The organism is Actinacidiphila sp. bgisy144 (assembly GCF_057708105.1).
This window is the reverse complement of record NZ_JBYIRM010000029.1, coordinates 52,501-72,178: the sequence shown is the minus strand read 5'-3', so window position 1 is coordinate 72,178 and position 19,678 is coordinate 52,501. Positions and strand designations below refer to the sequence as shown.

Here is a 19,678-nt window from a genome sequence, read left to right as displayed (position 1 = left end):
ATCCGGGGAGGGCGCAGATGCCGGCCGAAACGACACTCGCGGACGCCGTACGCACGCGGATCGGTGCCGCGCTGGCCGCCACCGACGCCGAACTGGCCCGCCGCTACCCCGGCGAGCGCGCCACCCGCCAGCCCGTGCACACCGTCTACGTGCCCGCCGACGCCTACGACGTCGGCACCGTACGCTCCTGGGGCGACCAGGCGCTGGCCGCGCTCGACACCCACGCGCCCGACGCCGCCGCGTTCGGCGCCGTACTCGGCCTGACCGGCGAACTCGCCGCCGACGTCCACGAACGGGTCCGCGCCAAGCTGCGCCGCGAGCCCGTGGAGGACCTGCGGATCGACTTCGAGGACGGCTACGGGGTGCGCCCGGACGCCGAGGAGGACGCCGCGGCCGTCACCGCCGCCCGCACCCTCGCCGCCGCGGCCGCCGACGGCACCGCCCCGCCCTACGCCGGCATCCGCATGAAGTGCATGGAGGCCGCCGTACGCGACCGCGGCATCCGCACCCTCGACCTGTTCCTCACCACCCTGCTCGACGCCGGCCCGCTCCCCGACGGGCTCGTCCTCACCCTGCCCAAGGTCACCTTCCCCGAGCAGGTCGCCGCGATGGCCGAGCTGTGCGGGGAGTTCGAGCGGGCGGCCGGACTGCCCGAGGGGCGGCTCGGCTTCGAGATCCAGATCGAGACCACCCAGGCAGTCCTGGGGCCCGACGGCACCGCCACCGTGCCCCGCCTCATCGACGCCGCCGCCGGCCGCGTGACGTCACTGCACTACGGCACCTTCGACTACAGCGCGGCCTGCGGGGTCAGCGCCGCCCACCAGGCCCCCGACCACCCCGCCGCCGACCACGCCAAGGCCGTCATGCAGGTCGCCGCCGCGGGCACCGGCGTACGCCTGTCCGACGGCTCCACCAATGTGCTCCCGGTCGGCTCCACCGCCGACGTGCACGCCGCCTGGCGGCTCCACTACGGCCTGGTGCGCCGCTCCCTGGCCCGCGCCTACTACCAGGGCTGGGACATGCACCCCGCCCACCTCCCGACCCGCTACGCGGCCGCCTACGCCTTCTACCGCGAGAGCCTGCCCGCCGTCGCCGCCCGCCTCGCCGCCTACGCCTCCCGCGCCGCCGCCCCCGCCCCGGCCGTCCTCGACGAGCCCGCCACCGCCCGCGCCCTGGCCGCCCACCTCCTGCGCGGCCTCCACGCCGGAGCCCTCACCCCGGCCGAACTCCCCCTCCCCGTCCCGACCTTGACCACCCTGGCCACCCCGGGCACGCCCGCCTGACCCGGCCCCTCACGGCCGAGTCCCGCCGGCGCTGTGCCCGTCGAACAGGCGACGGAGGAAGGCCAGCGACTCCGCCGGGGCGAGCGCGGTGTCCCGCAGGACGTCATAGGCGAGTCGGAGCGGCTCCACGTCCTCGGGGTCTTCGAGCAGGCGGCTGCCGCAACTGCTCCGGGCGTAGGCGACGGTGCGCCCGTCTGCGGGTCACGGGCTTCGCGGCGCAGCACCGCTTCGGTACGCCCGCGCGCCTTGACGCCCCGCGTCGTACGGTTGCCCCGCGGTCCGGGCGATCCGCGGGGTGGGGCGATGCGCGGTCGGGGTGATCCGCGGTACGAAAATGCGCGGCGGGCGGGGCGCGACGCTTGCAGACTGGGTCCATGGAGCGCTTGGTGGAGGTCGGGGAGCGGCTGGCGCGGGTGGGCGGGGTGGTCGGGGTGTGCCTGGGCGGGAGCCGGGCGGTGGGGGCGCATGGCCCTGGCTCCGACTACGACCTCGGGCTGTACTACCGGCAGCCGCTGGACACCGCGGAGCTGCGGTCGCTGGCGGCTGAACTGACCGGTGCGCCCGTGGAGGTGACCGAGCCGGGCGGGTGGGGGCCGTGGGTGGACGGCGGCGCCTGGCTGACCGTCGACGGGCACCGCGTCGACTGGATCTACCGCGACCTGGACCGGGTGCACCGGATCTGGCGGGAGTGCCAGCAGGGGCACTTCGAGATCGGCACCCAACCCGGCCACCCGCTGGGCGTGTACTCCCACGCCTACGTCGGCGAGGTGGCCGTCGGGCGCGTACTGGCCGACCCCGGCGGCGAGATCCGGGCCCTAAAGGAGCAGGTGCGCCACTACCCGCAGCCGCTGCGCGAAGCCCTCGTCGCCAACGCCCGCTGGGAGGCGCCGTTCATCCTGGCCGGCGCGCGCAAAGGGGCGGCCCGCGGCGACGCCTTCTACGTCGCCGGATGCCTCTTCCGCGCCGTCGGGCTCCTGGTGCACGCGCTCCACGCCCACGCCGGCAGCTGGGTGCTCAACGAGAAGGGCGCGGTGCGGGCGGCCGGTCAACTCGCCGGCGCCCCCGCGGACTTCGCGGCCCGCGCGCAGCGGCTGTTCGCCGCGCTCGGCACCGGCCCGGATGCACTTGCAGCCGCCCTCGACGACGCCGACCGGCTGACCGGCGACGTATGCGCCGCGCTCGCCCGGTGAACCGGGCCCGACCCGGACAGGGCCCGGCCGGGCCCCGCTTACCGCGGGGGCGGGAACTCGGCGGAGCCGCGGGCGATCAGCCGTACGGGCAGCTCGGTGCGGCTGGTGCCCTCGGAGATGATGCCGTCCAGCCGGCGGAAGAGCTGCTGCGCGGCCACCCGGCCGATGCCCGGGGCGTCCTGGGCGACCACGGTGATCGCCGGGTCGAGGACGTCGGCCAGTTCGAAGTCGTCGAAGCCGACCAGCGCGATCCGCTCCAGCCGCCCCGCCAGCACCCGCACCGCGGTGACCGTGACCCGGTTGTTCCCCGCGAACAGCGCCGTCACCGGCTCGGCACCGCCCAGCATCGCGTCGAGCGCCGCCTCGACCCGCTCGGGCGTCGTCGGGCCCATCGCGTACCACTCCGGGCGGATCGGCAGCCCGGCCGCCGCCATCGCCTCGCGGTACCCGCGCAGGCGCTCGCCCGCGGTGTGGATGCCCGGCTGGTCGCCGATGAAGCCGATCCTGCGGTGGCCGTGCGCGATCAGGTGCGCCACGCCCTCCCGGGTGCCGCCCGCGTTGTCGGTGAGCACCACGTCCGCGTCCAGCCGCCCGGCCGGCCGGTCGACGAAGACCGTCGCGACCCCGGCGGCGATCTCCGGCAGCAGGTAGCGGTGGTCGTCCCCGGCGGGCACCACGACCAGGCCGTCCACCCGGCGCGCGCAGAACGCGAGCACCAGCTCCTGCTCCCGGCGCGGGTCCTCCGCGCTGGACCCGGTGAACAGCAGCGCGCCGTGCGACCGCGCCACGTCCTCCACGGCCCGGCTCAGCGCGGCGTAGAAGGGGTCCGCCAGGTCCTCCAGCACCAGTCCGACGCTCGCCGTACGCCGGGTCCGCAGCAGCCGCGCGCTGTCGTTGCGCCGGAAGCCGAGCGCGTCGATGGCGGCCTGCACCCGGGCGGCGGTGTCGGGCGTGACACCGGGCTCCTCGTTCACCACCCGCGACACCGTCTTGAGGCCGACGCCCGCCCGCGCGGCGACATCCTTCATCGTGGGCCGGGGTGCACGTCCAGGTGTTTGGGTCACGGTCGTAGTATTCCCTGCGACAAGAGATGGACAACGTTGTCACGATCAGGCGAGACTACCCTCGTCCGCACCCTTGCCGACAGGGAGCCCGCAACCAGCACCGAATGAACGCAAAGCGATCGAATGCTCACGCTGTGTATCGGCTCCGCCGTGGCGGAACGCATACGCCGCGTACGGCGTCCGACTGACACGTACGACGTACGTACGCACGTCCCCGCACCACGCACGACGTACCCCGCGCGCACCACGCGCCACGCACGACGCACGCACCCGCACGACATGCACGACGCACGACACGCACCCCGCACACGCACGACATGCACGACACGCACGCCGCACACCCACGACGCGCACGACGCACGACACGCACGCACACCCCCACCGCGGGCACCACGCACGCACAACGCACAAGGAGACGCCGCAGCGATGCACCCTGACAGCGCGACCGGTCCGCTCGTGGCCGCACTGGACATCGGCGGCACCAAGATCGCCGGAGCCCTCATCGACGCCGAGGGGCGGTTGCTGGCGCGCGCCCTGCGCCCCACGCCCGGCGGCCCGGACGGCGAACTGGTGATGAGCGCGGTCAGAGCGGTGCTCTCCGAACTCCGGACCGCCGCGCAGTGGGGCGGGGTCGTGGCGGTCGGCATCGGCAGCGCCGGGCCGGTGGACGCGGCACAGGGCACCGTCAGCCCGGTCAACGTGCCCGGCTGGCGCGAGTTCCCCCTCGTGCCGCGGGTCTCGGAGGCCGTCGGCGGCCTGCCCGTCGTCCTGACCGGGGACGGGGTCGCGATGACCGCGGCCGAGCACTGGCAGGGCGCCGCGCGCGGCTACGACAACGCGCTGTGCATGGTGGTGTCCACCGGCGTCGGCGGCGGGCTGGTGCTCGGCGGCGCGCTGCTGCCCGGGCCGACCGGCAACGCCGGGCACATCGGGCACATCAGCGTGGATCTCGACGGCGACCGCTGCCCGTGCGGGTCGCGCGGCTGCGTGGAGCGGATCGCCAGCGGGCCGAACATCGCGCGGCGCGCGCTGGACGAGGGGTGGCGGCCGCTGCCCGGCGCGGCGCCGACGGCCGCGTCCGTCGCGGAGTCCGCGCGCCGCGGGGACGCCGTCGCGCTGGCGTCGTTCGACCGGGCCGCCCAGGCGCTCGCCGCCGGGATCGCGGCGACCGCCACGCTCGTGGAGATCCACGTCGCCGTCATCGGCGGTGGCGTCTCCGCGGCCGGGCCGCTGCTCTTCGACCCGCTGCGCGAGCACCTGGCGCGGTACGCCACGCTCTCCTTCGCCGCGGGCGTCGAGGTGGTGCCCGCCAAGCTCGGTACGGACGCCGGGCTGGTCGGTGCGGCGGCCGCGGCCGCGCAGGCGCTGCGCCTCTTCCCGACCACGGCGTAGGGCTCCGCCCGGGGCGCCCCGCCGGCCCGCGCGCATCGGCGCGGGTGCGGGGGCGCCCCGTCACACCGCGATGCCGAGTTCCGCGAGCAGACGGCGTACGCGCCGCTCGATCTCGTCGCGGATCGGCCGTACCGCGGCCACGCCCTGCCCGGCGGGGTCCGGGAGCGCCCAGTCCAGGTAGCGCTTGCCGGGGAAGACCGGGCAGGCGTCCCCGCACCCCATCGTGACCACGACGTCGGACGTCTCGACGGCCTGTGCGGTCAGGACCTTGGGCACCTCGGCGGAGAGATCGGCGCCGACCTCGGCCATGGCGGCCACCACCGCGGGATCGACCTCGTCGGCGGGCAGCGAACCCGCCGACCGGACCCGCACCCGCTCTCCTGCCAGAAGCGTGAGGTAGGCGGCGGCCATCTGGGAGCGGCCCGCGTTGTGCACGCAGACGAAGAGGACCGAGGGCGGGGCGTGTTCAGGCATGGGCGGGTTCCTCCGGAGCCGCGGCCGCGGCGGGGACGGCGAAGTGGCGGCGGGCGTGGTGGGCGACGTGGACGAGGCCGATGAGCGCGGGGACCTCGACGAGCGGGCCGACCACTCCGGCCAGGGCCTGGCCCGAGGCGGCGCCGAAGGTGGCGACGGCGACCGCGATGGCGAGTTCGAAGTTGTTGCCCGCCGCGGTGAAGGCCAGCGTCGTGGCGCGGGCGTGGCCGAGTCCGACGGCGCGGCCCAGGGCCATGGAACCGGTCCACATGAGGGCGAAGTATGCCAGCAGGGGCAGGGCGACGCGGACGACGTCCCAGGGGTGCGAGGTGATCGCGCGGCCCTGGAGCGCGAAGAGCACGACGACGGTGAACAGCAGCCCGTACAGGGCGAACGGGCCGATGCGGGGGACGACCGCGGCTTCGTACCAGGTGCGGCCGCGCGCCCGTTCGCCGAGCCGGCGGGTGAGGTAGCCGGCGGCGAGCGGAACGCCGAGGAAGACCAGCACGCTGCGGGTGAGGGTCCACACCGAGACGTCAAGGCCGGTCTGCCGCAGGCCGAGCCACCCCGGGAACACGGTGAGGTAGAACCAGCCCAGCAGGGAGAACGCGAGGACCTGGAAGACGGAGTTCAGCGCGACCAGGACCGCCGCGGCCTCGCGGTCGCCGCACGCGAGGTCGTTCCAGATGACGACCATCGCGATGCAGCGGGCCAGGCCCACGATGATCAGGCCGGTGCGGTAGGCGGGCAGGTCCGGCAGGAGGAGCCAGGCCAGCGCGAACATCAGGGCCGGGCCGGCGACCCAGTTCAGCAGCAGCGACGGCACCAGCAGGCGTCGGTCGCGGGTGACCGCGCCGATCCGGTCGTAGCGGACCTTGGCCAGCACCGGGTACATCATCACCAGCAGCCCGAGCGCGATCGGCGCGGACACCCCGGCGACGGTGGCGCCGGACAGCTTGCTGCCCAGGCCCGGCACCGCACGGCCCAGGCCGATTCCGGCGGCCATCGCGGCCGCGATCCAGGCGGCCAGGTAGCGGTCGAGGAACGACAGCCCCTTCGCCACGCCCCCGCGGGCCGAAGGGGCGCTCACCGGGCGCTTTCCGGGCCCGCGGGCAGCGGTTCGCCCGCGGGGCGGGTGAGGAGGGCGGCGAGGCGGTCGGTGGTGGCGGGCAGGGGGCGGTAGTAGACCCAGGTGCCGCGGCGTTCGCTGTCGATGAGGCCGGCCTGCTTCAGCAGCTTGAGGTGGTGCGAGATCGTCGGCTGCGACAGGTCGAACGCCGGGGTCAGGTCGCACACGCAGACCTCGCCGCCCGCCCGCGAGGCGATCATCGACAGCAGCCGCAACCGGACCGGGTCGCCCAGGGCCTTGAAGACCGCCGCCAGCTCGGCCGCCTGCTCCTCTTCCAGCGGCGCGGTCAGCAGCCCGGGGCAGCATCCGGTGCCGCCGTCGTCGTCCTGGCCCAGCACCACCAGCTCTTGCTTCGACATACTTCTATATTGACGACCTTCGATCCACGGCGCAAGCTTGTATCGACAGATATCAATGCACGCTGATGGGAGTCCCGCCATGTCCCGCGCCCAACTCGCCTTGCGCGTCAGCGACCTGGAGGCGTCGATCGCCTTCTACACGAAGCTCTTCGGCGCCGAACCGGCCAAGCGGCGCCCGGGCTACGCCAACTTCGCCCTCACCGAGCCCCCGCTCAAGCTCGTCCTGATCGAGGGGGAGCCCGGCCACGACACCCGCCTGGACCACCTCGGCGTCGAGGTGGAGTCCACCGAGCAGGTCGACGCCGCCACCACCCGCCTGAGGACCGCCGGCCTGGCCACCTTCGAGGAGGGCGACACGTCCTGTTGCTACGCCCTCCAGGACAAGGTCTGGGTGCACGGTCCGGGCCGGGAGCCCTGGGAGGTCTACGTCGTCAAGGCCGACGTCGACACCCTCGGCGCGCGCGGCGACGGCCCGCGTGCCGCCACCGGGGGCGGCTGCTGCGCGGGGACCTGACCGGCGGCGGGGGCCGCCGCCGCGCGGGCTCGGACGTTCAGGCCGCCGCGGCGGAGGACCGCCAGCACTCCGGGCAGCCACTCCGGCTACCGAACAAGCTTTTCCTTGGCCTCCGGCCGCGGGCCGGCCTGTTGAGCCGTTCCCGGAGCCGCGTCCGCATGCCATCCTCCCTGGTCAACGTGGTCGCGCGTCGCTGCGAGGACGCCGAGGCACCCTGCCCGCCGCCGGTGGTGGCGGAGCGGATCTCCTTTCTCGCCGGTGGGACGAGAAAGGAGATCCGGTGGTGTCGCCGGCAGTGCGGGACAGTGGGGGTCAGGGGGCGAGGATGACCGTCTTGCCGGGCAGTCGCCCGGCGGCGGCGTCCTGGTGGACGGCGGCGAGCTCGGTCACCGGACGGCGGGCGGCCACGTGGACCCGGAGCTTGCCGGCGTCCACCTTGGCGGCCAGCTCGGCCAGCTGGGCGCCGTCGGGGCGGACCCACAAGTTCGCGTTGCGCACGCCGCGAGCGGGGTCCTCGGGAATCGCGCCACCGCTGCTGGCGGCGACGCCGCCGTCGGCGACGTAGTCCGTCAGCCGCGCGAGGTCTTCCGGGGAGTGCCGCACGTGGTTCACCACGACCTGGAAGGGTCCGCCCACGGCGGCCGGACCGGCGGCGAGGTCGAGGGGCTCGACGACGCGCTCCGCGCCGTAGCCGAAGAGGCGGTCGGCGTGCTGCGGGCCGTCCACCGCGGTCACGTGCGCTCCCGCGTCGACGGCGAGCTGCACCACGATGCTGCCCACCGCGCCTGCGGCCCCGTTGACCAGGACCTTCTGACCGGGCTTCAGCTCGGCCAGTTCGAACACCGTCTGCCAGGCCGCGAGGCCGGTCAGCGGCAGCGCCGCGGCGTCGGCCAGGGCGAGGGTCTTCGGCGCCGGTGCGATGGAGTCGGCCGGGACTACGGCGTACTCGGCGGCGCCGCCGGCGGTGTCCAGGGGCAGCATGGCCACGACATGGTCGCCGACCGCCAGGCCCGTCACGCCCGCGCCGAGTTCGGTGATGGTGCCCGCGAGGTCGATCCCGGTCACGTAGGGGAGGGGGGTCGGCATGAGCTCGGCCAGGTGGCCGGCGCGGATGTGGTCGTCGACCGGGTTGAACGAGGTGGCCGCGACCCGGACCAGCACCTGCCCGGCGCCGGGAACGGGCCGGTCCACGTCTTCGAAGCGCAGGACCTCGGTGCCGCCGAACTCGTGGAAACGCATGGCCTTCATGAGGGTTTTCTCCTGGGTGTGTTGATGCCGTCGCCGCGGATGGGGCGATGGGGCGATGGGGCGATCGGGCGATCGGGCGTGAGGGTGGAGCACGTCGGCCGGGGTGTCGAGGTGTTCAGGTCAGTTGCAGCGACCGGGTCGAGTTGCCCATCACCATGCGGTCGATGGTGCTGATCGCGCTGCTGGGGTCGTCGGCTGCGCCGAGGGAGCACAGCAGCGGGACGAAGTGGTCGGCGGTGGGATGGGCGATGTCGGCGCCGGGCGCCTTGCCGCGGTAGTCGATGAGGGCGTCGGCGTCGCCCCGGGAGAGGGCGTCGACGGCCCACGCGTCGAAGGCAGTCGTGGCGGCGGCGAGTTCCGGCCGGCGGAAGACGGCGAAGCTGTGGGTCATGAAGCCCGAGCCGAGCACGAGGATGCCTTCTTCGCGCAGGGGCCGCAGCCGCGCGCCGAGGCCGAGCAGGTCGTCGGCGTCGAGGCTGGGCATGGATAGCTGCACGACGGGGACGTCGGCCGCGGGGTACATGGCCATGAGCGGGATGAAGGCGCCGTGGTCGAGGCCGCGGCCGGTGAACTGGTGCACCGGCGTGGGGCCCATCAGGCCCGCCAGGCGCCTTGCCAGGTCGGTGGCGTCCGGGGTCGCGTAGGGGAGGGTCTTGTAGCGGGGGTGGAAGCCGCCGAAGTCGTAGTGCAGCGGGGTGCCGGCCGCAGCCCCGGAGATCGCGACCGGCGCCTGTTCCCAGTGGGCCGAGACGACGACGATGGCCCGCGGTTTGGGCAGCGACCGGCCCCAGTCGAAGAGGGCATCGAGCCACTGCGGATCGTCGAGGGTGAACGGGGCCCCGTGGCTGACGAAGAGGCTGGGCAGGGGTCCGTCCGACGGCTCCCACATCCTCTGCTCGCGTGCCTGGGGCAGGACCCGGGCGAGCAGGTCGTCGTACGCCGCGGCGGGTCCGTGTGATGCGAGAGGCGAGGTCAGATTGGTTGCCGGCGGCACAATGATCAGCTCCTTGACTTGCCTGGGCAAGTTATTTTTCTTGCCGAGGCAAGTGGGAAGATACTCCGAAAGGAGTTGCCCAGGCAAGTGATGTCACTTGACCGGGCAAGTGATCACGGGGTTGCCGAGGCATGTGACGTGGGTTGCCTGGGCAAGTACGATGGGGTTCATGGACACGCCGTCACCCTGGCTCGACGACGAACAGCAGGCCCTGTGGCAGGCGCTGCTGACAGTCGTGATCGCCCTCCCCGCGACCCTCGACCGCCAGTTGCAGCGAGACGCGGGTGTCTCCAACTTCGAGTACGGGGTGCTGGCCCGGCTGTCCATGGCGGATGAGGACACGATGCGGCTCAGTGAGCTGGCGCGGGACTGCGACAGCACCCAGCCGCGCCTGTCGAAGGTCATGGACCGCTTCGAGACCCGTGACTGGGTCACCCGCCGCCCCGACCACGGCGACGGCCGGTACACCCTCGCCACCCTCACCGACGCCGGCCGGCAGAAACTCGCCGAGAGCGCGCCGGAACACGTCGCCCAGGTCAAACGGCTCGTGTTCGACCCACTCACCGCCGCCCAGCGGCGCCACCTCACCACCGCGCTCACCCGCATCGCCGCCACGCTGCGTCAGGAACTCGACAGGGGGTGAGCGCCGCCTCGGACGGAAACCTCTCACCAGGCGCGAACCTCCTCCTCCCCCTGGCCGGGTCCGCCGGCCGCAGCACGCGGTCCGAGCGGGCCGGGAGCCGGAGCAGGGCGCCCACCAGGCTCGAAGAACCGCAGACCAGGGCCCCGCCAACGAACCCGGAAATGCCGTCGAACGCGGCCTCGCCATGACCGAAAACGCCAAGGTCGGGAGGGTCGAAGAACGAGCTGGGGTGGCTCGATGCCGTCGGTGAGGTTGCGTCATGCCGTGCGCGGGTCGTGCTCGACGAGGAGAACCGGGTGCTGCTCTGCCGGTTCGTCATTCCGCGGTTGGCCGGAACCGTGTTGCGGGCGGCGCCCGGCGGGGGAACCGAGGCGGGGGAGACCCCGCGGGCCGCGCTGCGCCGGAACTGCGGGAGGAGGCCGGGCTCGTGCTGGGGGACGATCCGCCGCACGTGTGGCACCAGGAGGTCGTGGCGCCGGGGCACGCCGAGGGCTACGACGGCGTCGTGAACGACCACTTCCTCGTCCGTACGGCCGACTTCCGCCCCCGCGGGGCCCTGAGCGACGCCCAGCTCGCCGCGGAGCACATCAGCGGCCTGAAGTGGTGGCACCCGTCGCCGCGTACGCGGGCCCCGACCCGTTCTCCCCACGGGACCTCGCGACCCCCCTCACGGCACTGATCGCCCAAGGGGTACCCGCAAAACCGCTGCGCCTCGGCCTGTGGCCGGCGGCCTCTGAGCTTGACTCTGTCGGTGATCTTGGGCTTTCCCCGTGCCGCGGTGTGGTCAGCGGGCATGCTCGGAGAGGACTTCGCTGGCTGATACTCGCGCGACGGGCGGGCGGCTCTCTCGCCCGCCCAGTTGGCCACCGTCTGTGTGCTCCAGTTCCTGCTGAACTTAGACGCCGTTTCCTTTGGTGCCCTTGCGGTTATCGTGCCTGATGTTGCTCCATCGGAGCCGGGACGGGGGATCGTGGACGAGACGTTCGACGTCGCTGGGGAGGCCCTGTGTTGCGCGGCGGCCATCCGGCTGGGCGGAGCTGCACAGGTACTGACGGAGCGAGCCGGCCTGGTCGACCGCTATAGCCGGATCATGTCCGGGGTGGCGAACATCACGGCGTTTCTTGACGGTCGAGATCTCAACGACGAGCTGCTCGGCTCTGCGTTTGCCGAGAGCTGGTCTCTGGATGCCAGGTACCCGGCAGAATTTGCGGGGCATGACTTCGTTAGAGGCTGGAGCGTTGTGGTGTTTGTCGTAGTGGTGCTGACGAAGCCAAAGCAGCAAGACATCGTGGCAGCGCAGGGGCTTGGCTCGGCGTCGGAGGCGGTTGCAGCCTGGCCGTCCGCCATCCGCATCGGGGCATTCGACAGCCTTGCCCGCTTCGAGTTGGCCTGCCAGCAGGAGGCAGAAGACCAGCTTCGGAGGAATGGGCTGCCAGCTCTGTGGAAACTGGCGGAAGCCCAGTCGAAGCATTACTTCCACGCGGCAGAACAGCTCGTTAGGTAGTCGCGACCTCAGCAGCTGAGTCTTCGGTAGCCGATGAGGGTTGCGGCTATGCCGACAAAGGCGAGGAATTGCTCGGCCTTGCGCTCGTACCGCCGGTGCAGGCGCCGGCACCCCGCCAGCCAGGACACGGTTCTCTCCACCACCCACCGATGCCGCCCCAGTCGCTGTGAGGACTCGACACCCCTGCGGGCGATGGGGTGGCGGATTCCACGCTCGCCCAGCCATCGACGCAGGTGATCGTAGTCGTAACCTTTGTCAGCGTGCAGTTTCACCGGCCGGCGGCGTCGGGGGCCGCGGCGGGAGCGGAAGGGCGGGATGCCGCGCACGAGTGGCTCCAGGCCCTGGCTGTCGTGCATGTTCGCGCCGGAGATTCCTTAGGGACAGTGAGCCTTTTCCAACCTGGCAGCTGAGCACGTCAGTTGGGCTGGCAGACAGGTGAAGCCCCTGGTAGATGGGTTTTCGACCAAGAAATCCGTCTCCACCAGGGGCTTCGTGTGCTTGTCTACCCGTCGGGCGTCGACGTGTCCAGCTCTGCCCTTCGCTTCTTGTCCGCCAGGCTCCGCCAGCACCGCCGGGAGCTCGGCACTCGGTGGAGGCGTCTGAGCCCGGGGCGGCAAGCTCTGCTCACCCTCGCCTACCTTCGCAACGGCCATCCGTACGCCCAGCTGGCAGCCGGTTTCGGCATCGGGACCACGACGGCCTACCGGTACGTTGCCGAAGCCGTCGAGCTCCTGGCCACGCTCGCCCCGACTCTCGCGGAAGCGGCCCGGACGGCATCGACGAAGGCGTTCGTGCTGCTCGGCACCCTGTTGCCGATCGATCGCATCGCCGCGGACCGCCCCTTCTACTCCGGCAAGCACAAGAAGCACGGGATGAATGTGCAGGTCCTGGCCGATCCGTCCGGCCGGCTGCTGTGGGCGTCACCGGCTCTGCCCGGAGCCGTCCACGATGTCCGGGCCGCCCGTGAACACGGCATCATCGCCGCTCTTGCAAAGGCCGGCGTCACCTGCTGGGCCGACCAGGGCTACCGAGGTGCCGCGGGTACGGTCCGCGTCCCGTACTGGGGCCGATGGGAGAAGCTTTCCGCAGGCCAGAAGGCCGTCAACCGGTCCCACGCGAAGATCCGAGCCCTGGTCGAGCGGGCCGTCGCCACACTCAAGTCCTGGCGACTCCTCCGCAAGATCCGTTGCTCGACCAACCGCGTTACCGGCCTCGTCCAAGCCGTCCTCTGCCTGCATCTGGCCAGCTCAGACTAAGGATGGAAAACGCTCACTGGCGTGGAAGAGGTAGTGCGCGATACCGACCATCCTGCCGTTCAGCCGGGCGGCGATCCCGCGTATCTGCTGGTCGTCGAGCAGGCGTCGCCAGGTCTGTTCGCAGCTGTCATTGATGCGTTCGACGTCGAAGTACGTGTCCTTGCCACGGGCCAGAACCTCCCGGCAGGCGCGGTCAGACTCGGTCAGGAAGCTGATCTCCACCATGACCCCATCCTGCCCGGCGACTTGGTCGACGATGGGGCGCGTATCGGAAGAGCGGACGTCGCTGTGGTGGTGCGACAGTTGCGCGGTACTGCGTCCGGACGTTGCGCGTAGGTATGCGGTAGGAGCTGGTGAAGGCGCTATGCGCCGCCATCACCCTCATGACCCGCCGGTCCTCCCGACACAGCGGACAACCGGCCCCCCGCGAAGCCCAGCGGGACTGATCCTCTTGGCGCCGGTGGTCACCGGTCTCACCGAGAGCCCGCCAGGCATCGCGCCGGCCCCGTTCTAGCATCACCACGACCGCCGCGTCCGCCTCCACCGAACCCGCAACGGCTGATCGAATGCACATGCGCCGTGGGGAGCGTTGATGCCCCGCAGAACGCAGCTAGTGCTGTAGCAGGCAACGTTTGGCCTGTTGTGATGTGACGCGCAGTCCCGGTGCTGTGCCGGGGGGTGCGTGGCCGTCACTCTGTTCAGGTGGCAGAACGAGTACGTGTACGCGAGATCGATGATGACGAGGGCCGGCGGCTGCTTCGGATCATCCGCCGGGGAACCGGGTCGGTGCTGACCTGGCGGCGGGCCCAGATGGTCCTGCTGTCCGCCCAGGGCATGCCGGTGGCGAAGATTGCCGAGGTGACGTTCACCAGCGCGGATCGGGTCCGGGATGTGATCCACAACTTCAACACCGACGGCTTCGACTCCCTGTATCCGAAGTACTCCGGCGGTCGGCCCAGGACGTTCACACTGCCTGAGCGGCGCGAGATCAAGAAGATCGCGAAGTCCAAGCCAAACACGACCTGCCCTTTCCCTTTTCGACCTGGAGCCTGACGAAGCTGGCGGACTTCCTGGTCGCCGAGGGGGTGGTCGACGACATCAGCCACGAGAGCCTGCGCATCGCGCTCCGCGAGGAAGGCGTCTCCTTTCAGAACACTCTACGCGATCGCCGACGGCGAGGTCATACCCGAGGAGAACGAGCCCGAAGTCGTCCTCTGCATGGACGAGTTCGGGCCAACCGCTACGGCGGAGTACGGCACCTGTTCGCCGCCCTGGACCTGGCCAAGGACAAGCTCTACGGCCATATCAAGCCGGTCGAGAAGCGCACCCAGTTCCTGGAGTTCTGCCGCTACCTGCGAACCCTCTACCCGCCGACAGTGCGAATCGAGATCGTCTGGGACAACTTCTCCCCGCACCTGACCACGAAGAGGTGCCAGCGGGTCAACACCTGGGCCGCGGCGAACAACGTCGAGATCGCCTACACCCCGACCAACAGCTCCTGGCTGAACCGCATAGAAGCCCAGTTCACCGCCCTGCGCTACTTCACCCTTGATGGCACCGACCACGCCAGCCACACGGAGCAGGGCAGCATGATCCGCCGCTACATCATCTGGCGAAATCGCCACGCCGACGACCGGCGCCTACGCTCCGTCGTCGACAGGGCCAACGTCGCCTAACGGCACGGCACTAGCTGCACCTTGGACGGGGCACGAGCAGCCGCCATTACGGCACGTTCCACCCGAGCACGACTGGCAGCTCGTGCTCGTAACCCAGCGTGTTGATCGTCCCTGGATGCGGGTGCCCGAACTGCCGCGCGGACGACGAGTCGAGCCCGAGCCAGCGCGCGGTGAGTACGCGTGACAGGTGGCCGTGCGCAACGACGGCCACGTCACCCTTGTCCGCCAGCGGCCTGAGCCGGCCGAGGAAGGCGTCAACCCGCACCGTCACGTGCCCGAGGTCCTCGCCGGCGTCGACGCCATCGCGCCACAGATCCCAGCCCGGCTTGAGTTCCTGGATCTGCTCGGCGGTCAGCCCCTCGTAGCGGCCGTAGTCCCACTCGATCAGGTCGGTGTCGGGCTCCGCACCGCTCAGCCCCGCCAGTTCGGCGGTCCGCACGGCGCGAGTCAGCGGGCTGCTGAAGACGGCGGCGAACTCCCGTTCGGCCAACCGAGGTGCAAGCGCACGTGCCGCGTCCTCCCCCGCCTCGGTCAGCGGCAGGTCGGTTCGGCCAGCATGTCGGCCGGTCCGGCTCCATGCGGTCTCGCCGTGCCTGATCAGCACCACTTCGCCCATGGCTGAGGACCATATCTCATATCGAACACAGGGTGAACGTTGCCTGATACGGCACTACTGAACTTGAACTCGTGATGTCGGGCGGCCTTCGGCGGGCGTTAGATGTGAGCCCGGACTTGTTTCACAGGGTGCCCGAGTGCATCGGCGAGTGCGGTCAGTTCCTCGTCACTGAACCAGGCGTGTTCGGGGTTCCACATCGCGATCTCAAAGCGGGCGAAGCCGCACGGCCATTCGTACTCCAGCGCATCCAACGTGGTCGCGGTACCGCAGCAGGGCACTTGGACGGCGAGGGTGACGAACCCGTCTTCGTCATGGGCATCCATGAGGTCGCCCCACCACTCGGTGTCGACCTCGGCGCCGCAGTGCCCGCAGCCGATCCGCTCCAAATTCTGCCCACAGTCAACGAAGGCGGGCGTGTCGTGCCAGGTGACGTTGATGTCACTTTCAATGGCGTCGGGCGCCCCGGGTGCCAGGCTCTCCACGATCGCGGCGGCACGAGCTCCTGCGGCGGGGTCGGGCTGCCAGTACGGGTCAGTGGGAATGACCGACAGCACGTCGTCGCTCATCGGCTCGCTCGATTCGTCAGGTGGAAGCCCGCTTTGGGGTCGAGTGAATCTATCGTGCGCGTTCGAGATCCGGGTCTGCCAACTGGGCAGCCATCAAGGACCGGGCCAGTGCCGGCGAGGCATCCATCGATCACCTGGGGCTGGTACTGCAGCATCTTGAGCCTGCGTTTGACGGCCCGGGTGACATGACCCAGGTCCAAGGCGGTCAGGTTACCGAGGTCCCGCTTGACCAGAGACCAGATACCTTCCTGCGGGTTCAGGTCGGGTGCGTAGGTAGGCAACTGGAAGACGGTGAGCCAGTCGGCGTTGGCGGCGATGAACTCGCGTAGCGGGTTGGTCAGGCGCAGCGCAGCCATGCGCGAGCGGTCCACGCTCCAACTCCCGCTCAAGCTTGGCGATCTGGCCTTCGGAGAGCCTGGGACGACCTGGCGATCCCTTCGAGACGACGCCAGCCACACCGTCCTCGCGCCACTGCCGACGCCAACGCCTCACCGACCGCTGCGACACCCGCAACGCGGCAGCCACGGCTCTGTTCGTCTCGCCAGCCTCGCAGCGGGACACAGCATCCAGGCGGACCCGCTCCCTCGCCGACCTCTCCGCGTCGGTCAGCCCGCCGCCCTGCGCATACCTCATCCAACCAGGTCTACAGCGCCTACGGCCCGCACCTCAGCCGAACGGCCCGACATCACCCAATCAAGTTCAGTAGCGTCGGGTGGCAGTACGCCTGCCTTGCCGGCGCTGCCGTCCAAGGAGAGCTGTCTGCTCGGACTTGAGGCGTGCGAAGTTCTCGCGGGCGTAGGCGCGTATCGCGGTTGCCGGGAACGCGCGTGGCGGGTGCTCGATGGTCAGGTCCCCGCATTCCCATTTCGCGGCGGACAGTTCGTGCCAGGCTGCGTGCGCGTAGACCTCCAAAAGGAGGGGGGACATTTCGGCTTCGTCCATCAGGTCCGCTTTGGCGTTGACGAGGTCGCGGATGGCGCGGTGAGTGGGCAGGAAGACGGTGTTGATCCACAGCCGCCATTCGACCTGCTCGTCCTGGTGGGACAGCGGCTCGCGTCCTTCGGGGCGGGGGTGCTTCTCGCTGAAGGCTTGATACAGACGGCTGTTGACCTCAACCAATGCGAGAAGCGGCCCGTAGAACTCGGAGAGCTGGCGGTTCACCCGCGCCAGCCGTTCCTGCCGCTGCGTCAACCGCAGGCTGTTGAAGTAGGTGACGAGGTACCCGGCGAAACCTGCCGTGATGGTGACAACTACTGCGCCCATGGATGGCAACGCTAACGTCTGACAGACGCCTGGGACATGGCGTTGCAAGGCGTTCGGCGGCTCACCGGGCGGCCGGTGAACGGGCCTCCCCGCAGCGGGAGTTCGCCGGCTACCCGTGGATGCCGGGGTTGGCGGCCATGACGTCCTCGGCGGTCCCCCACAGGCGGGGCAGGAAGTGCAGGGTCCGCTGGGCGCCGGCCAGGAGGTCCGCGGTGGAGGTGATGCCGAGGTCGGCGACGGCCGCGCGGAAGGCGGGGGAGAGGGCGCGGTGCAGGCCGGGGGCGTCCGCCGCCAGGATCGTGTGGCAGCGGGCGAACGTCGCGATGATCCAGAAGACGGCTTCGCGGTGGTCGCCGCGGTCGATGAGGTCCCGGCTGCCGTCGATGGCGATCGGGCGGGCGGCCGCGGTGATGTCGCTGCTGAAGAAGAACGGGGTGCGGGCCGCGGCGGCGGTGGCGTCGAACGTCTCGGCGAGCGCGGCCAGATGGTGCCGGACGCGGTCGGCGGTCAGCTGCCGGCAGCCGAGGAGGTCCAGCAAATCGGGGTAGCGGCCCGGGAGTCCGTGGTCGGCGAGGGCCACGCGTGCGGCGGGGTAGCGCAGCCGCACCGTCGGGTTGCGCAGCGCGGCGGCCAGCAGGACGTGGGTGGTCACGCCGGTGGGGAAGAGCCAGGACGTCACCTGCTGGTGGAAGGGCGCGGCGGGGTCGAGGGCCGCGAGGCCGGTCTCGATCCGCCGGCGGGCGTCCTCGCACCTGCGGCGGACCCAGGGCAGCGCGGCGAACCGCGCCGCGATGTCGGCGTGCAGGGCGCGCAGGTGCCCGGTGGGGTCGTCGATGACGGAGTCGGTGCGGAAGCTGCCCGCCAGGTGGTAGGACCCGAGGACGCCGTCGGCGGTGGCGAGCAGCGACCAGGGCAGGTAGCTGACTTCCAGGAGGACACCGCGGTGGCGGAGTTTGCCCGGCTTGGCCGGCGGGGCGTCCGCGGCGGTGACGACCACCACGTCGACGTCGGAGGACGGTGCCAGCTCGGCGCCGTCCGGCAGCCCGACCGTCGAGCCGCTGAAGTACGCCCCGCGGAAGCCCGCGTCCGGCCGGGCGTACCGCTCGACCCACGCGGCCGCGGCGGACCGCCCCCTGCCCACGTTCACGTCGTCCCCTCCTCCCGCGCCCCCGCCCGGGGCCGCACCACTGTACGGGCTCAGGCCGCTCCGACGGGGGCGGCGGGGCGCGTCACCCTGCCGGGCCGGAGCGCGCGTCACCCTGCCGGGCCAGGGCGGTCAGGAGCTGAGCGCGCCCAGCGGGTCGTCCAGCACCGGCTGCCACGCCAGTTCCGCGGCGCCGACCAGCCCGTTGTGCTTGAGCTCGCACGCCAGCAGGGGCACACTCCCGCTGCGCCCCCACAGGCTGCGGTCGGCGACCACGGCCCGCAGCCGGTCGGGGTCGGCGTCGAGCAGGTGGCCGTGGAGGCCGCCGAGCAGGATGCGGTCAGGGTTGAGCACGTTGACCAGCCCGGCCAGGCCCGTGCCGAGGCGGTCGATCAGGGTGTGCGCGGCGCCGCGTACGGCCGGGTCGTCGTACTCCGCGCGCAGCAGGTCGCGGCTCTGCTCCAGCAGTGAGACCTCCGGGCCGGCCGGGCGCCCGGCGGCCTCGAGGAAGGCGAGCGGGTCGGCCTCGACGTCGAGGCAGCCGCGCGAGCCGCAGTGGCAGGGGCGGCCGTCCGGCCGGACGGTCAGGTGGCCGACCTCCAGGGCGAGCCCGGAGCTGCCGGTGTGCAGGCGGCCGTCGAGCACCAGGGCACCGCCGACCCCGCGGTGGCCGGAGGCGACCACCAGGAGGTGCTGGGCGCCGCGCCCGGCGCCGTGGCGGTGCTCGGCGAGCGCCGACACGTTGACGTCGTTGCCCACGAAGCAGGGCACCGGGCGGCCGGTGGGGCCGGTGATGCCGGCCTTGGCGACCTGCTCGGTGAACACGCGCCGCACGGGCGCGCCCGCCGGCCACGCCAGGTGCAGCGGGTTGAGCGCGGTGCCCTCGGGCTCGGCGACCGCGGACGGCACGGCGAGCCCCGCGCCCACGCACACCCGCCCGTGGGCGCGCAGCAGTTCCGCGCCGGCGGCGACGACCTCGCCGAGGACGTGCGCCGGGTCGGCCGGCACGGTCATGGAGCCGGGCGCGGTGGCCACGGTCCCGCCGCCGAGGCCGACCAGCGCGGCGCGGAACCCGTCGGCGTGCACCTGCGCGGCGAGCACGACCGGCCCCTCGGGGGCCACCTCCAGCCGGTGGGAGGGGCGGCCCTGGGCGCCGGAGGGCCCGGTCGGCCGGGTGTCGACCCGGATCAGGCCGAGTGCTTCGAGTTCGGCCGCGACGGCGCCTGCGGTGGCCCTGGTCACGCCCAGTTCGGCGGTGAGCAGGGCGCGGGTCGGGGCGCGGCCGGTGTGCACCAGGCCGAGCGCCGGACCGAGCGCGCCTCGGCCGCGCTCAAGCCTTGTCCGAATCTGTGTCACCAATCTA

20 protein-coding genes and 4 pseudogenes are annotated in these 19,678 nt (G+C 71.9%); 9 read left to right on the top strand and 15 right to left on the bottom strand.

Annotated elements, in window-relative coordinates:
• Positions 1 to 17: 17 nt before the first annotated feature.
• The gene (locus AC3EVP_RS28220; protein ID WP_435134586.1) at positions 18 to 1,283 is read left to right on the top strand and encodes a DUF6986 family protein; all 1,266 of its coding nucleotides are present in this window, start codon (positions 18 to 20) and stop codon (positions 1,281 to 1,283) included.
• Positions 1,284 to 1,292: 9 nt separating this feature from the next.
• Here the strand turns inward: AC3EVP_RS28220 and AC3EVP_RS28215 are convergent.
• Positions 1,293 to 1,466, bottom strand: a pseudogene (locus AC3EVP_RS28215) (Scr1 family TA system antitoxin-like transcriptional regulator); the annotation flags it as partial.
• Between the two features lie 191 nt (positions 1,467 to 1,657).
• Between AC3EVP_RS28215 and AC3EVP_RS28210 the strand changes: the two are divergent.
• Positions 1,658 to 2,473 (top strand): nucleotidyltransferase domain-containing protein, encoded by an 816-nt coding sequence (locus AC3EVP_RS28210; RefSeq protein WP_335980048.1) that lies wholly within the window; start codon positions 1,658 to 1,660, stop codon positions 2,471 to 2,473.
• A 38-nt stretch (positions 2,474 to 2,511) separates the two neighbouring features.
• Here the strand turns inward: AC3EVP_RS28210 and AC3EVP_RS28205 are convergent, their stop codons facing one another.
• A complete protein-coding gene (locus tag AC3EVP_RS28205; protein ID WP_335980047.1) occupies positions 2,512 to 3,501 on the bottom strand; it encodes a LacI family DNA-binding transcriptional regulator in 990 nt (329 codons plus the stop codon).
• 462 nt (positions 3,502 to 3,963) lie between these two features.
• Here AC3EVP_RS28205 and AC3EVP_RS28200 point away from each other — a divergent pair, with 462 nt between their 5' ends.
• Positions 3,964 to 4,929: an ROK family protein gene (locus AC3EVP_RS28200; RefSeq protein ID WP_335980045.1), complete on the top strand. Its 966-nt coding sequence runs from the start codon at positions 3,964 to 3,966 to the stop codon at positions 4,927 to 4,929.
• 60 nt (positions 4,930 to 4,989) lie between these two features.
• Here AC3EVP_RS28200 and AC3EVP_RS28195 read toward each other — a convergent pair whose 3' ends face one another.
• The 3 genes from AC3EVP_RS28195 to AC3EVP_RS28185 are packed head-to-tail and all read right to left on the bottom strand — an operon-like array spanning position 4,990 to position 6,891.
• Positions 4,990 to 5,403, bottom strand: coding sequence for an arsenate reductase ArsC (locus AC3EVP_RS28195; protein ID WP_435134581.1), 414 nt, complete (start codon positions 5,401 to 5,403; stop codon positions 4,990 to 4,992).
• Complete coding sequence (gene arsB / locus AC3EVP_RS28190; protein WP_435134578.1) at positions 5,396 to 6,493, bottom strand: ACR3 family arsenite efflux transporter; 1,098 nt, start codon at positions 6,491 to 6,493, stop codon at positions 5,396 to 5,398. The genes AC3EVP_RS28195 and arsB overlap by 8 nt, the downstream gene beginning before the upstream one ends.
• Complete coding sequence (locus tag AC3EVP_RS28185) at positions 6,490 to 6,891, bottom strand: ArsR/SmtB family transcription factor (protein WP_435134575.1); 402 nt, start codon at positions 6,889 to 6,891, stop codon at positions 6,490 to 6,492. Before AC3EVP_RS28185 ends, arsB begins: the two co-directional genes overlap by 4 nt.
• Positions 6,892 to 6,970: 79 nt before the next feature.
• On the opposite strand from AC3EVP_RS28185, the gene AC3EVP_RS28180 reads away from it, so the two are divergent.
• Positions 6,971 to 7,405 carry an ArsI/CadI family heavy metal resistance metalloenzyme gene (locus tag AC3EVP_RS28180; protein WP_435134573.1) on the top strand — a complete coding sequence of 145 codons (435 nt, stop codon included), beginning with the start codon at positions 6,971 to 6,973 and terminating at the stop codon, positions 7,403 to 7,405.
• A gap of 312 nt (positions 7,406 to 7,717) precedes the next feature.
• Here AC3EVP_RS28180 and AC3EVP_RS28175 read toward each other — a convergent pair whose 3' ends face one another.
• Both AC3EVP_RS28175 and AC3EVP_RS28170 read right to left on the bottom strand, forming a co-directional pair.
• The gene (locus AC3EVP_RS28175) at positions 7,718 to 8,653 is read right to left on the bottom strand and encodes an NADP-dependent oxidoreductase (RefSeq protein ID WP_435134570.1); all 936 of its coding nucleotides are present in this window, start codon (positions 8,651 to 8,653) and stop codon (positions 7,718 to 7,720) included.
• A 115-nt stretch (positions 8,654 to 8,768) separates the two neighbouring features.
• Positions 8,769 to 9,677 carry a dioxygenase family protein gene (locus AC3EVP_RS28170; protein ID WP_435134567.1) on the bottom strand — a complete coding sequence of 303 codons (909 nt, stop codon included), beginning with the start codon at positions 9,675 to 9,677 and terminating at the stop codon, positions 8,769 to 8,771.
• A gap of 139 nt (positions 9,678 to 9,816) precedes the next feature.
• Between AC3EVP_RS28170 and AC3EVP_RS28165 the strand changes: the two genes are divergently transcribed.
• The 3 genes from AC3EVP_RS28165 to AC3EVP_RS28155 all read left to right on the top strand — a co-directional run bounded on the left by AC3EVP_RS28165 (position 9,817) and on the right by AC3EVP_RS28155 (position 11,794).
• On the top strand, positions 9,817 to 10,290 hold the full coding sequence (locus AC3EVP_RS28165) for a MarR family winged helix-turn-helix transcriptional regulator (RefSeq protein ID WP_335980033.1): 474 nt from the start codon (positions 9,817 to 9,819) through the stop codon (positions 10,288 to 10,290).
• A 427-nt stretch (positions 10,291 to 10,717) separates the two neighbouring features.
• Positions 10,718 to 10,969, top strand: a complete 252-nt coding sequence (locus AC3EVP_RS28160) for a hypothetical protein (RefSeq protein WP_435134671.1) — start codon at positions 10,718 to 10,720, stop codon at positions 10,967 to 10,969.
• A gap of 291 nt (positions 10,970 to 11,260) precedes the next feature.
• The gene (locus AC3EVP_RS28155) at positions 11,261 to 11,794 is read left to right on the top strand and encodes a hypothetical protein (protein WP_435134561.1); all 534 of its coding nucleotides are present in this window, start codon (positions 11,261 to 11,263) and stop codon (positions 11,792 to 11,794) included.
• A gap of 8 nt (positions 11,795 to 11,802) precedes the next feature.
• Here AC3EVP_RS28155 and AC3EVP_RS28150 read toward each other — a convergent pair.
• Positions 11,803 to 12,165: pseudogene (locus tag AC3EVP_RS28150) on the bottom strand (IS5 family transposase); the annotation flags it as partial.
• Between the two features lie 123 nt (positions 12,166 to 12,288).
• Here AC3EVP_RS28150 and AC3EVP_RS28145 point away from each other — a divergent pair.
• Positions 12,289 to 13,050: an IS5 family transposase gene (locus tag AC3EVP_RS28145; RefSeq protein ID WP_435134558.1), complete on the top strand. Its 762-nt coding sequence runs from the start codon at positions 12,289 to 12,291 to the stop codon at positions 13,048 to 13,050.
• Here the strand turns inward: AC3EVP_RS28145 and AC3EVP_RS28140 are convergent.
• On the bottom strand, positions 13,042 to 13,275 hold the full coding sequence (locus AC3EVP_RS28140) for a hypothetical protein (protein ID WP_435134555.1): 234 nt from the start codon (positions 13,273 to 13,275) through the stop codon (positions 13,042 to 13,044). The two genes, AC3EVP_RS28145 and AC3EVP_RS28140, sit on opposite strands and share 9 nt — an antisense overlap.
• 477 nt (positions 13,276 to 13,752) lie before the next feature.
• Here AC3EVP_RS28140 and AC3EVP_RS28135 point away from each other — a divergent pair.
• Positions 13,753 to 14,726 (top strand): annotated as a pseudogene (locus AC3EVP_RS28135) (helix-turn-helix domain-containing protein).
• 46 nt (positions 14,727 to 14,772) lie between these two features.
• Here AC3EVP_RS28135 and AC3EVP_RS28130 read toward each other — a convergent pair.
• The 6 genes and pseudogenes from AC3EVP_RS28130 to AC3EVP_RS28105 all read right to left on the bottom strand — a co-directional run bounded on the left by AC3EVP_RS28130 (position 14,773) and on the right by AC3EVP_RS28105 (position 19,671).
• The gene (locus AC3EVP_RS28130; protein ID WP_435134552.1) at positions 14,773 to 15,342 is read right to left on the bottom strand and encodes a histidine phosphatase family protein; all 570 of its coding nucleotides are present in this window, start codon (positions 15,340 to 15,342) and stop codon (positions 14,773 to 14,775) included.
• Positions 15,343 to 15,440: 98 nt separating this feature from the next.
• Positions 15,441 to 15,908, bottom strand: coding sequence for a hypothetical protein (locus AC3EVP_RS28125; protein WP_435134549.1), 468 nt, complete (start codon positions 15,906 to 15,908; stop codon positions 15,441 to 15,443).
• A pseudogene (locus AC3EVP_RS28120) lies at positions 15,905 to 16,541 on the bottom strand (helix-turn-helix domain-containing protein). The gene AC3EVP_RS28125 and the pseudogene AC3EVP_RS28120 overlap by 4 nt, the downstream one beginning before the upstream one ends.
• A 66-nt stretch (positions 16,542 to 16,607) precedes the next feature.
• Positions 16,608 to 17,171 carry a hypothetical protein gene (locus AC3EVP_RS28115; protein WP_435134546.1) on the bottom strand — a complete coding sequence of 188 codons (564 nt, stop codon included), beginning with the start codon at positions 17,169 to 17,171 and terminating at the stop codon, positions 16,608 to 16,610.
• A 109-nt stretch (positions 17,172 to 17,280) separates the two neighbouring features.
• Positions 17,281 to 18,318, bottom strand: a complete 1,038-nt coding sequence (locus AC3EVP_RS28110; RefSeq protein WP_435134543.1) for a hypothetical protein — start codon at positions 18,316 to 18,318, stop codon at positions 17,281 to 17,283.
• Positions 18,319 to 18,447: 129 nt separating this feature from the next.
• Entirely contained in the window at positions 18,448 to 19,671 is a 1,224-nt protein-coding gene (locus AC3EVP_RS28105; protein WP_335980027.1) for an ROK family protein, read from the bottom strand.
• Between the last annotated feature and the right edge of the window lie 7 nt (positions 19,672 to 19,678).

What these genes read in the sequence shown, in the direction of transcription:
- AC3EVP_RS28220 (WP_435134586.1), top strand. Translation starts at nt 18, where the DNA reads ATGCCGGCCGAAACGACACTCGCGGACGCCGTACGCACGCGGATCGGT.
- AC3EVP_RS28210 (WP_335980048.1), top strand. Translation starts at nt 1,658, where the DNA reads ATGGAGCGCTTGGTGGAGGTCGGGGAGCGGCTGGCGCGGGTGGGCGGG.
- AC3EVP_RS28205 (WP_335980047.1), bottom strand. Translation starts at nt 3,501, where the DNA reads ATGAAGGATGTCGCCGCGCGGGCGGGCGTCGGCCTCAAGACGGTGTCG.
- AC3EVP_RS28200 (WP_335980045.1), top strand. Translation starts at nt 3,964, where the DNA reads ATGCACCCTGACAGCGCGACCGGTCCGCTCGTGGCCGCACTGGACATC.
- AC3EVP_RS28195 (WP_435134581.1), bottom strand. Translation starts at nt 5,403, where the DNA reads ATGCCTGAACACGCCCCGCCCTCGGTCCTCTTCGTCTGCGTGCACAAC.
- AC3EVP_RS28185 (WP_435134575.1), bottom strand. Translation starts at nt 6,891, where the DNA reads ATGTCGAAGCAAGAGCTGGTGGTGCTGGGCCAGGACGACGACGGCGGC.
- AC3EVP_RS28180 (WP_435134573.1), top strand. Translation starts at nt 6,971, where the DNA reads ATGTCCCGCGCCCAACTCGCCTTGCGCGTCAGCGACCTGGAGGCGTCG.
- AC3EVP_RS28175 (WP_435134570.1), bottom strand. Translation starts at nt 8,653, where the DNA reads ATGAAGGCCATGCGTTTCCACGAGTTCGGCGGCACCGAGGTCCTGCGC.
- AC3EVP_RS28165 (WP_335980033.1), top strand. Translation starts at nt 9,817, where the DNA reads ATGGACACGCCGTCACCCTGGCTCGACGACGAACAGCAGGCCCTGTGG.
- AC3EVP_RS28140 (WP_435134555.1), bottom strand. Translation starts at nt 13,275, where the DNA reads ATGGTGGAGATCAGCTTCCTGACCGAGTCTGACCGCGCCTGCCGGGAG.
- AC3EVP_RS28130 (WP_435134552.1), bottom strand. Translation starts at nt 15,342, where the DNA reads ATGGGCGAAGTGGTGCTGATCAGGCACGGCGAGACCGCATGGAGCCGG.
- AC3EVP_RS28125 (WP_435134549.1), bottom strand. Translation starts at nt 15,908, where the DNA reads ATGAGCGACGACGTGCTGTCGGTCATTCCCACTGACCCGTACTGGCAG.
- AC3EVP_RS28115 (WP_435134546.1), bottom strand. Translation starts at nt 17,171, where the DNA reads ATGGGCGCAGTAGTTGTCACCATCACGGCAGGTTTCGCCGGGTACCTC.